This window comes from Pseudobutyrivibrio ruminis AD2017, from assembly GCF_000424305.1.
Taxonomy (GTDB): Bacteria; Bacillota; Clostridia; order Lachnospirales; family Lachnospiraceae; genus Pseudobutyrivibrio; species Pseudobutyrivibrio ruminis_B.
In genome coordinates this window covers 179,510-192,053 of sequence record NZ_AUJQ01000006.1, presented here as the reverse complement: position 1 = coordinate 192,053, position 12,544 = coordinate 179,510, and the positions used below count along the sequence as shown (strand labels likewise).

Below are 12,544 nucleotides of genomic sequence, written 5' to 3'. Positions count from 1 at the left end.
TGTGAGTATTTTCTGTCATTTCAATTATTATAATAACTTAAACGTTTTAGTTTGTAAATATTCTGATTAAAAAAACCAGGGAAATATTTCCCTGGTTTAAAAAGCTATAATTCTTTTTATTTATAGTTTCACAATTCCTAACTTAATAAGAAGAGCAAGAACTGCTGCACCAATAACAGCTATGAATGCGATTATGAGTGCTACTGGGCTTGTTCCAGAAGCTTCGCCAGCTTCAGGAGTCTGTTCTTCGTCAATAGTTGTCTCTTCTGTTTCATCAACAGCTTCATCATCTGTTGTATCAGAAGCTGCATCATCTACAGTCTCATCATCATTCTCAACTACCTGCTCGTCTACCTTTTCCTCAGCCTTTTCATCAACCTTGTTGTTATTAGGCTTAGCAGACTGGCTGCCACCTGCTGCAGGAACCTGAGCATCTGGAATCTGTGTTTGAGCATTTGTAGTGCCTGCAACTGTTGGTGTTGTAGCTGGTGTAGATGCTGCTGCACCTGAACCAGTGCTGCTTGAAGAACCTGAGCCGCTGCTTGAGCTTGAACCACCGCCTGAGCTTGAGCCACTACCTGAGCTTGAGCCACCGCTTGGTGCTGGTGTGACAGGCTCATCCTCAGCAACCTTTACTGCTGTAGAATAGTCCATAGCAAATCCATCACTAACAGCTGTAACCTTTGCTGTCACAATAGCCTTTCCAACTGCAACTGCCTTAGCCTTGCCATCTTCAAAGCTTACTGCTTCATCATTAGATGTGTACTCTACCTTAACCATCTTTTCGATAGCATCTGGAAGAACGAATAATACCTGCTCCTCACCTGGCTTCATGGTTAATTCAACCTTTGATTCTGGAATCATGTCAAATGGATCTTCATACTCATCTGCTGGTGTAAGCGCCTTGATTGAGCTTTCGATGTGAAGAGTTGCATTGTCAATCTCATCGAAGGATGTTGCAGCCTTTGCTTCTGCAATAGCACTTCGAAGTCTGTCTGCAGATTCCTCTGTCATGAATGTAAGGTCATACCCCTCAGCAGTTTCAATAAGAGCATTTAATGTGGTCTTATCAAGAGCGTCAACTACAAGCTTAAGCTCTACATGTCCCTTTACACCATCAACCTTTACATCAGCTGTTAATGAAACCTCATGCTTCTTGTTATCAATAGCAACTACACCCTTATTTGAAATCACTGATTCATCAGATGACTTCCAGGTGATGCTGCTGCCAAGCACAGATGTTGGAAGAGAAAGGTCATATCTAATCTGACCTGCATCTGTGTTATTACCCTTGATTGCATCAAAACTACATGCCAGCTCTAAGCTGCGCTGAACTCTGTTTACTTTAAAATCTTCTGCAATGTCCTCAACAGTACCTTCGCTCATTGCCTTGTTGTAAATCTTGATGTCATCAACCTTTCCATCAAAGCAAGCATCCCAATTGTTAGCACCAAAAAGAATAGAATCCTTTTCACTGCCTAATGGGTTGTTAGATATGCCACTTACAACCTTCTTGCCATCTACGTACATGGTAATTTTGCCATCTGTACCAACAAGTGCTACCTGTGACCAAACACCATTTGGAACCGTAGGATTACCTACTGTTGTCCAGCTCATTGGCTTGGCATTTCCAATAGTCTTTACTCCATCTGTTCTACCCCAGAGCCTGTACTCCTGGTCTGCGCCATCGCCAGATAACGCCAGCCAGTGCTCTTTATTATGATATCCCAGTAACATCAATACCTGATTGTCAGCCTGAGATTTGTCTGGGCAAACAGAAAATGTAATTGTAAAGTCTGTTCCATTAATCTTGTTTCCAAGGTCCAAACCAAAATCGTTGAAATCCACTGCCTTGCCGTTGATTCCATCAACGTATGTTATTTCACCGTTATAAGCACCCATGCCCTTTACGATAGCTTTGGCATCACCAATACCATTTTCAAAATCGTAGGATGAAACAAGATTTTTCTCAATATCCTTGTCAGCAGACTCAACTGGCTTAATGTCATCAGTAAACAACCTGTTTACCTCATCAGCTGATATAGTACGGTCATAAACCATTACATCATCAATAAGACCGTTGTAGCAGTTATCCCAATTGTTAGCTCCAAGGATAATATCCTGGTTTTCACCATTCATAACTTCAAGGAACTGATCTGTGGATAAAAGCTTTCCATCAAAATATGCTTTGTTTTCTTTTCCATCAGCTGTTAATACTATGTGGTGCCACTGGGCAGCATCATAATCGGCATAGGTTTTTGTAACCCACTTAAATTCAGCACCATTGTTGTACCAGAATTTCAATCTGTTATTATCATCATTTCCAGAAACTGAATACCAAAGCTCTGGGTCATGATATCCAACAAAAACAACTGGTGTATTCACAGGAACCTTTTTCTCTGGCTTTACCCAAAGTGATACTGAATAGTTTGCCCCAAGGTTCTTTGTGTTTAATTTAACGCCATATTTGCCATCAAGTCTTAATGAATGTCCTGCGATATTTTCATCTCTATTGGCATCGTATTTTACTTCCCCGTTGTAGCCTCCAAGGCCCTTTACAATTGGTGTTGCAAGGCTCTCACCCTTACTGTTTGTAAGGGTGCCGTCATTAAAATCGTACCAGGCAACCAAATGTCTATGTAAAGTATCAGCCTTTGCAATACTTGCTCCTATAAAAGGTGTTGCCAAAGCAAGTAAAGTGACGCCAGCTATAAGCCCATAAAATTTCTTTTTATTTTTCATCATCATTCTCCTTGCTTCTAATCCTTATATTCCTTGTCTACTACATTGATAACAACTGTTGTCTCATATTCATTACCCATGTAAGAATATGTTGCCTTAAGCTCTTTCTTACCAGTAGCCGCTGTTACATCTGCTGGAATCTCAAGCTTAATACCGTCCTTAATTGTTACCTTGCTTCCGTTATCAAGAGTAGCTCTGATTCTGATATCACCATCTGAAACAGTCTCGCCCACAGCGTACATTCTTACAGTCTTGCGAACCTTTGCTGACTTGATAGTCTCTGCTGCAATCTGGCCGCCTTCTGCAATCTTTTCAGTATTGAAGCTTGCTGCATTCTTATCAGGTGTTTCTGTAAGAATAAGCTTGCCGCCTACTGATGCGATATAGAAGCCATGGTAAAGAGCACTTTCAAATGTTACGCCTCTACCATTTAATCCCTTGATTGTTCTGAAGGTCATAGACTTTGCTTCATCTGTGGTTCCATTTACATCCTGTGAAAGAACAAGATTGTAACTTCCATCAGCTAAAGCCTTGCCAACTGTAAGATACATACCTGGCTTGTAATTTGATTCAAGTGAAACAAGAGCTTCATTGTTCTTATTAAGCTTACCAGGATTGATTTCCCACTCAGCTGTTTCGCCATCATATTTGCTGTCACAGCCAACCTTCTTTCCAGTCATTGGATAGTCGCTGTCGCTTAATGTGTTTTCAAACTCCTGAACGTAGATAGGATTCTTGTAGTAATCGTAAATCTTACTTACTGTTCCTGTTAAACCTACTGCAGTCTTTTTGATGTATGGGATTGAGCCATCCTCATTTACCTTGAACTCCTCGCAGCAGGCAACTCTTCTGAAGCCACTACCGTGTGGAAGACTTCCGTCATGGTAAACGAAATATGTATGTCCCTTGAAATCGAATACTGCCATGTGGTTTGTGTTAGATGTAGCTGAAGGCTCCATTACAACGCCGCCGAAGGTCCATTCATTGTTAAGGAAATCTTCTAAGCTGTCACAATATGCATAAGCCATCTGCTCACGCCAATCGTAAGCGAAGAACATGTAGTAACGATCCTTGCCGTTTACGTTATGCTTATAGTAATAAGGAGCTTCTGTAAACTGATGTCCTGAAGGCATTCCCTTGATTACACCAACCTTGATATCAGCATTCTTTTTGTCAGATGCCTTCTCAACTGTAAGCTTATCCTCATCACCATCCTGATCCTTGATAGAAATCATGTCCTCGTTTAATTCGCAATTGAAGAAACGAACATTACCCCATCCAAGGATTCTATGCTCTACTCCCTTTTCATCCTTCTCAATCCAGAAGGTTGGGTCGATGTCTTCCCAAGTAGATACACCATTGTAGGTATCAATGTTCTTAACAAGTGGATGTCCAATATCCTTAAATCCACCTGTTGGTGAATCAGATACTGCAACACCGATGCACTTGCCACCGCCGTAGCTGCTCTTTGCCTCTGAGCAATAGTAGAAGTAATACTTGTCGCCGTACTTAACCACCTGACCAGCCCATGCACTGTTCTTATCCTGTACCCAGCTGATGTCAGAATCGTTAAGATATTCGCCCTCATACTTCCAATTCTTCATATCCTTTGAAGAATAGCATCTCCAATCAGGCATCTTATAGCTTTCATTTGTAGATGTGTCGTGGCCAACATATGCATATACTGTATCACCATCAACTAAGATAGATGGGTCACCACCGTAAAGCACATCACCATTTTCATCAAAGCCAAGCATTGGGTTGCCTGATTTACTCTTTTCTAATGTAACTTCCTCGGCATCCTCAAAATCATTCCAGTCACTGCCTGTAAGAGCTGAATACTCATCAGCTGTAATTGGCATTACGTAACCATGACGATATTTAATCTTGTTGTATGAACCGAGCTTATCATCAGATACGAATTCAAAATCACCTGATGCCAAATCAGTAGTTACTACTGGATAGTAGCCCTGTCCTCTAGCAAATCTATCGATGAGCAGGCACCACTGATCCTTACCTTCTTCATTCTTCTCATTTAACTTGAAGATGATAGGTCCTTCTACTGCACCAACCTTACCAGGCAAGGTCTTATCTAAGAACTTAGAATTAATATCTGTAAACTGACCAAGTACGTTGTCAGCAACGTCAATCTTGATTGAGCCGTTTGACTCATTCTTTGTGTAACGATAGTACTTGCCATCGTTGCCCTTAATCATTGTTGAATCGATTACCTTGATAATCTTTTCACTGGCATCTCTTCCGCCCTCGTGATAAAGCTGTGGTTCTGTGAAATGAACAAAGTCACGAGTCTTTGCATAGTAGATTGCGTGGTTCTCATAATCCTGAGTAATCTTCTCGTTCTCGTCTACCTCTAATCTTGTTGCAGACCAATAAACAACATATTCACCTGTCACATCATCATAAACAAATTCTGGTGCCCATGTGCAGCCAGCGTTTTCTGGAGCAATTTCTGCAAGCCATGGCTTAGACCAGTGAACTAAATCGTTTGATTCCCAAACAACGATGCTATGGCTACCGTTGCTACCTGCCTGACCCCAGTCTCTGTTATGGTAGATGCTAAGGTCAGTAGAAATCATGTAGAACTTGTCTCCCTCTGGAGTACGAGCGATGTACATGTCTCTAAGTCCACTTTCACCGATTGTGCTTTCGATGATTGGATTGTTGTTGTTCAAATCCTCCCAGTTAAATCCATCCTTTGAAACTGAGAAGTAAACCTGCTCATCTGTAGCTGCCCCTTCTGTTCCTGTGAAATGAACGAATAGATATCCTACATATTCATCAACAGCCTTTGGTGCAGCAACAACTGTACAATCGTAAGCCTTTGTTACTGATACATCATTCTTCTTAAAGGTTGCTGTAAGAGTTACCTTTGTGTCCTCAGACTGTCTTGTTACAACGCCTGCTGGTGTGCTGTCATAACCCTTATTTGCCTTTACCTTTGTGCTGATTACTTTTTCATCAGATGATGACCATGAAACAGATACTCCATTAATCTCATCTGGAAGGGAAATGTTACCCTTGATTTTGTTCATATCAGGAATCACGTAATTGTTTGCTACATATTCAACATCACCGATTTCCTGTAAGCGTGCAACCTTACCTGCTGTGTAAAGGCGTGCAACATCATCTGCCTTGTAGGCTCTTTCGTATACCTTTACGTTGTCAAAATATCCTCTGAAATAAGCATCTCCTGAGTAGAATGACTTGCCAAGGTAACCTAACAAATCCTCTCCTAAATCAGAAATTTTAACACCTGTGTTTTTGTTAACACCGATAAGCTTGCCATCTCTGTAAAGTGACATCTTGTTTCCATCCATTACGATGGTGATGTTGATCCAGGTTCTTGATGTGTTTGGATATTTAGCTGATGCCTCAACCTTCTTTTCGCCGCCACTGCTTTCTTTTGTAATAGCAAGCTTTTCAGCTGTTGGCATTGCTTTGTAGAATAGATACTTGCTGTTATCCTGTCCTGTTGTAAATGTAAAGTAATTTCCTGTACGTGTAACCTCGTTAACATCGAAGGAAATAGTCATCTTGTCTCTGCCATCAAAGAATCCCTTAGGGAATTCAAGATAAGCATTGTGACCACCAACTGATGTGTCACCGTCTAAGTAAAGAACCTTGCCGTAATCCTTGTCTTCTACTACCTGTCCCTTTACAACCTTACCATCGTTGCCATTTCCAGATGCATCCTTGATGGCGTTCTTTGTAAGACCATCGTTAAAGTCATACTGAAGAACTGGCTCAGCCTTTATTTCTTCACCTTCAACTACAACATTTACCTTGAACTTATCTCCATCCTTGATGAAATCTGTATCACTAAGATTAAAGATTGGAAGTCCATCCTCATCAAATAGAACTGTCTTTACATAAGCATTTCTGCATGGATCGTAAAGTGGGTCACCTGAATGAGTGGCATGTGTCTTTGATTCTCTTGCATGATATACAATTACAAGATTTCCATTCTCATCATAGGTAAATGAGTTGTGACCAGGACCTGAAACCTCATCATCAAAGTCAGAGCTTGTAAGGATTGGATATGGAAGCTTTGTCCAATTGCTTATATCTAGCAAATCTGCATTTTCATCTGCATACATAAGACCTACGCAGTATTCAGAACCTGTACCTGATGCAGAGAAGGTCATGTAAACCTTTCCATCCTTTTTGAATACTCCAGGTCCTTCGTTTACTTTATATCTAACAAGCTCCCAAGCAAATTCTGGCTTTGTAAGAAGCTTTGCCTTGCTTGTAAGCTGTGTAGGATTTTCAGGGTCTATGCTTGCGATGAATAAGTAGCTAAGTCCATCTGGGTTCTGAGAATTCTTTGTCTCGTCAGCCCAAATGAGATAGTGCTTTCCATCTGCCTCAAAATATGTCATATCAAGTGACATTGCATTTAATACATTGTCACCGCTAACCGGCTTAACCAGCTCTGGCTGACCCCATTTGTCAGCATCTAACATGCTGTCCTTCTTAGGATTTCCTTCAAACTTAATCATGAATGGTCTGATGTTAAATGTGGTGCCATTGCCTGTGTTAAGACCTGCTGTTGCAACTAAATACCAACTGTCGCCAATCTTATGCATCTCCGGTGCCCAGATAAATCTGCCAAGAGATTTTGATGTGTTCTCATCCCAAACTGCAACCTCCTCAGCGTTTGCAAGGCCTGCAATTGTCTTTGCTCTTCTAAGAATGATTCTGTCGTAACCATCCTTGTCTCCGCTTCCTACCATTGGGTAAGATGCTGTGAAATAGTAGTATCCATCGTCCTTGTTATAAACAACGTATGGATCTGCTCTTTCAGGAACAAGTGGGTCAGCTGCGTCTGTAAAGTTTCCAGAACCGCCAATCACACCTTCAAGTGTGTAGGTGCCAGGAAGCTCAAGGTCAACATTTTCAATGCTATCCTCTGTGAATCTAAGAGAGTATTCCTTCTTTGTTCCATCAGAATATTCAGCCTTAACTGTATTCTTTGAAATATACTTATCAAGGAGCTCTCTGAATTCTTCCTCTGAGGTCATGGCATCAACCTTAATATCCTCATTCTTTATTGTTGAAAGAGATGTGTTGTATGGGTTTGTAAACTTTTCTACAACAACATCATATTCATCCTTTGTAAGGCCTAGCTTATTAGCTGTTACCGCATCTGATGTGGCATTCTTAACCTCTGAAAAATCGTAGCCTTCAATTAAGATTGCCTTGTCAAAGTTAACCATATCCTTTGATGTAACAAGGTAAGCTCCGTCATTTGTCTTAAGATAAATTTCGTAGCGCTCATCTGTCATATCATAAACGGCATCGATATCCTTTATATTAGATGCTGATGAACCAGTCTCAATTAATCTTTCGTTGCTGTAATTAATTAAATTCTTGGTTTCATATACAATCAGATTTCCTGAAGGTCCATCTGCTGCAACCATGTAAAAGCTCTTTCCATCTGCTGCTCTAAGTACAACTGGGCTTTGATATGCCTTACTACCCAGCCCAGTGTACATAATAGGCTGATTCTTGTGAAGAGCTGTAAAGCTACCAGACTTTCCAGCAGCAATCTTCATACCGCCATCCTGTCCAACAGCTGGATTGTTGCTGACATAGGTAACAACATCCTCGCCTTCACTTAAAACTACAACCTTGAAATCCTTATCCTCTCCATCGATTGTAGCTGTAAGAGTTACCTCTTTATTCTTACTTCCTCTTGTGACCTTACCATCATTTGTCAAGGCCGCCTCATCGCTAGAGGTCCAAGTAATTTTCTTGCCATCATATTCTGAAGGAAGCTTGATATCCTCTGTTACATATCCCATATTAAGTGAAAAATCAACAGCTGTTGCCTGACCAACCTTTTTATCTAAGAAAGCCTGATAAAGGTCTGCCACATCTGAGTCTGTCAGCTTGCCCTGATAAATCTTGTAGTTATCAAGATATGCTCTGCAGTATTCTCCAGAACCCCAATTAGCTTTACCAATATAAGTAATTGGAGTTTCTCCTAAGATATCTTCAAGCTTGTTATCAGATGAGAATGAAGATTTCTTTTCTCCATCCACATAAACGATAGTTTCATCCTGTGAATAAACAACATCTACATGCACCCATGTGTTTATTGCCAGTGGTGTATTTGTAGTTGCACCGTTTCTACCATTTTTGAAATGCTCAATGGTAAGCTTTGAGGCGATGTTGGCTACACCTAAATAATATTCAGGCGAAGACTGTGGATTTGTGTTTGGGGCTGCATAGAATAACCAATCTGTACCAGTTCTTCCAACATTGGCATCAAATGACAATGAAACTGATTTACATCCTTTAAGCAGGCTGTCACCATTTTCTTTGGTAACATTTAAAAACTGCTTTTTGCTGTCAGAAAGCGAAATAGCCTTTCCACTTTCTCCGTAGCTGTCAACTACACTATATGTACCTGTAGCCTTTGCGCCACCGCCTGTAATATCGTCATTGTCAGATAGATTTTCGAAATCGAAGTTAGCAATAAGCTTTAATTCTTCTGACTCTTCCTCTTCTTTCTTTTCTTCTAAAAGCTTCTTCTCCTTTAGAAGATCCTCTTCTTCCTCTACATCTTCTTCCTCTTCTTCTGATTCAACATCAGTTTCAGCATCTTTTGCAGCTTCACCCTCTTCTTCAGCTGCATCCTCAGAGGTTTCAGTAGACTCAGGAACTTCTTCGTCGTCTGTTGTGACGTCTTGCTTTTCTTCTGTAGATTCCTCTACATCCATCTCGTCGACTTCAGTTGCTTGCACTAAAGAAAGACCTGAGCCAGGTAATCCACCCGACCAGGTCATTGAAAGTGCAAGAGCTGCTGCCAAGAGACGTTTAAAGTTCTCTTTTTGCATCATCACTATTCCCCCATAAAAAATTTGGACTAATGTCCATTGCTAGATTATGCTGTAGTGCTACAAGCCCCAATCCGTAGCAATACAACGGTTCTAGTTTAGATATTAGTCCAGTGATATTTTTGAGTAAATAGGATTTCTTATTAAGTTTTTCGTTCGAGTTTTCGTAAAAAAATCTACTTTCTTTTAAAATAAAATCTACATTTTGTACAAAAGTGTTACATTACTACCATCGCAGCTAACATCTGCCTTGGCTCCCGAAATAATAGGCATTGCAGGTGGAAGATGTCCCACATCAGCATCCATTACTATTGGCACATTATATTTGCCAAGGATACCTGTTGCTGCATTGTACTGGTCAAGACCCATCATCTCCTGCTTCCATCCTGCAAGAGGTCTTCCGATAATAAAGCCCTTAGTGTATTTGAACCAGCCTGCTCTATCTAGATTCCAGATAGCTCGTCTTATAGACATAACATTAAGGTCACAGGCCTCCAGGAACCAGACGATGCCCTCATCCTTGTATTTTTCATTGAAGGCTTTTACATTGTCATATTTTGTTCCTACTAAATTAGCCAGACAATCAAGACATCCACCAGTTATTCTTCCGCTGAATTCAGGAAGACGATTCATCTCATTGTCACCCATAAAAAGCCTTAGCTCTTTTTTCTCAGTAAGATTATAAGAAGCAAATGGATGCTCCTCATCCTTTAAAGATTCAAGCTCAAACTTATCATAGCCTGACACCTTATCCAGCTTTCCTGTAAAAGCCTTTATGGCATCTTCCAAAGCTGGATGAAGCTCTCTCATTCCAAAAGCACCAATAGATGGACCATAGATTGAAGCTGTGTCACAGATTGTATTAAGTAGGAATGTAAAATTAGTGTTGTCAGAATAACCCATGTACCACTTTGGATTAGCTTTTTTGACCGCATCAAAATCCACATAATCAAGTGTTTCACACATGAGTTCTCCACCACCGCAGGAAATCAAAACATCGTTATCCCCACTGCAGTAATAATCTGTAAGCTCATGGCCACAGTTTTCTGGAGTGGAGCTGATGCCGACACCATCATCTCTTCTACAGTTTGGGCCTTCCACTATTTTATAGCCCATTTTTTCAAAACGTTTTATGGCTGCGTCCATGCAACTTTTATATGGTTCAAAGGTACAACCAAAGGATGGTGCAACCAATCCAATTGTACCATCCTCTTTTAAATAATCTGGATATCTCATGACATCTCCCTATTAATCTTCGTAAATTACTGATTTATCTATCTGTGCCAAAGCCTTATCTATTTCTTCCAGATATCTGACTCCGATTTTACTCATTACAGCATTCTTCTTTGTAATGTAGCCGATTTCCATAATACTATTTGGATTTTCCTCGTCCTCTCTGTAAGGCACAACGATATAACCGTCACCGTTGTAATCGCCCCACACGATTCCTGAGCAAAGTGTATAACCGTTCATGGCTTTTACCAGATTAAGCATTGTAGAACGATCTGTAACACGGATGGTCTGAGGATAGATGTTTTCACTAAGAATCTCCTCTGCTAAATATTCACTGTTATCTCCCTGCTCGAAATACATACAAGGGTAATTCTTCAAATCCTCAAAGCCGATGGATTCCTGTTTTGCAAGTGGATGCTCGTGCCACAAATATACGAAGGCTCTACACTTAATCAGCGAATGAAACTCCACCGCATGCTCGTTAAAAAGCTTAGTCAGAGCCTTGCGATTATAATCGCTTATATACAAAATTCCGATTTCACTTTTAAGATTACTTACATCCTTGATAATGCTATGAGTTGTAGTTTCTCGCAAAGCAAAATCAAACTGATTCATATCATATTCTTTTGCAGTATCGACAAATGCGCGAACAGCAAAGGTATAGTGCTGTGTGGAAACACCAAACTTTCTTTTGTAGGTTCCCTCATCTTTATACTTTTGCATTACAATATCGTACTGTCGATAAAACCCTCTAATATCATCTAAAAATTCTGCCCCCTCAGGTGTAACAATAACACCCTTATTGGTACGCATAAATATTGTAATTCCAATTTCGTTTTCCAATTCCTGGATAGCGCTTGTAAGTGTAGGCTGAACTATATAAAGCTTTTCAGCTGCCTTGTTCATCGAACCATACTCTTCAATAGTAAGAGCATATAGCACTTGTTGAATTGTCATATTAGTCTCCCTCTAGTCTCGTGAAAATGTGCCTGTTAAATCCTTTATCACTTCGCTGGCAAGAATAAGCCCTGCCACGGGTGGACAAAAAGCTGTAGAACCAGGAATAGAACGTCTGCCAGCTGAAGGCTCTTCTACCTCTGTTACATCCGAAGCCTGTTCCACTGGCTTTTCCTTGGAATAAACCACCTTAAGCGAATCAATATCTCTTTTTTTCAGTTCCTTTCGCATAACCTTTGCCAAAGGACACATGGTTGTATCATAAATATCTGCAATTTCAAAGGCTGCTGGATTTAATTTGTTACCAGTTCCCATGCTGCTTATAACAGGAACTCCCAGTTCCTTACATCTGCAGATAATAGAAAGCTTTGCTGTTACAGTATCCACTGCATCTACAACATAATCATAGCTGGTAAAATCAAACTCATCTGCATTATCTGGAAGATAAAAGCACTGGCGTGCTACCACATCCACCTCAGGGTTAATATCAAGCATACGCTCCTTCATAACATCAACCTTTAGCCTGCCTACTGTGGAATGTGTAGCTATGATTTGACGATTGATATTTGTAAGACTAACATCATCATTATCGATGATTTCAAAATGACCCACGCCACTTCTAACCAGGGCCTCACACACGTAGCCCCCTACACCGCCAATTCCAAATATGGCTACTTTTTTATTTTTTAACTCTTCCATGGCGCTATGACCTAGAAGAAGCTCTGTTCTAGAAAACTGATTTAACATCT

Annotated in this window: 5 protein-coding genes; all 5 read right to left on the bottom strand. The window is 40.5% G+C overall.

All coding sequences use genetic code 11. The annotated features are described in order from the left end of the window. Positions 1–120: 120 nt before the first annotated feature. Positions 121–2,742 (bottom strand): LamG domain-containing protein, encoded by a 2,622-nt coding sequence (locus G611_RS0105540; protein WP_028242781.1) that lies wholly within the window; start codon positions 2,740–2,742, stop codon positions 121–123. A 17-nt stretch (positions 2,743–2,759) separates the two neighbouring features. Further along, a complete protein-coding gene (locus G611_RS15230) occupies positions 2,760–9,608 on the bottom strand; it encodes a family 43 glycosylhydrolase (RefSeq protein ID WP_051195090.1) in 6,849 nt (2,282 codons plus the stop codon). A gap of 195 nt (positions 9,609–9,803) precedes the next feature. Next, positions 9,804–10,841 carry a S66 family peptidase gene (locus tag G611_RS0105530; RefSeq protein WP_028242780.1) on the bottom strand — a complete coding sequence of 346 codons (1,038 nt, stop codon included), beginning with the start codon at positions 10,839–10,841 and terminating at the stop codon, positions 9,804–9,806. Positions 10,842–10,853: 12 nt separating this feature from the next. After that, on the bottom strand, positions 10,854–11,795 hold the full coding sequence (locus G611_RS0105525) for a LysR family transcriptional regulator (protein WP_028242779.1): 942 nt from the start codon (positions 11,793–11,795) through the stop codon (positions 10,854–10,856). Between the two features lie 12 nt (positions 11,796–11,807). Next, positions 11,808–12,542 (bottom strand): tRNA threonylcarbamoyladenosine dehydratase, encoded by a 735-nt coding sequence (locus tag G611_RS0105520; RefSeq protein ID WP_028242778.1) that lies wholly within the window; start codon positions 12,540–12,542, stop codon positions 11,808–11,810. Between the last annotated feature and the right edge of the window lie 2 nt (positions 12,543–12,544).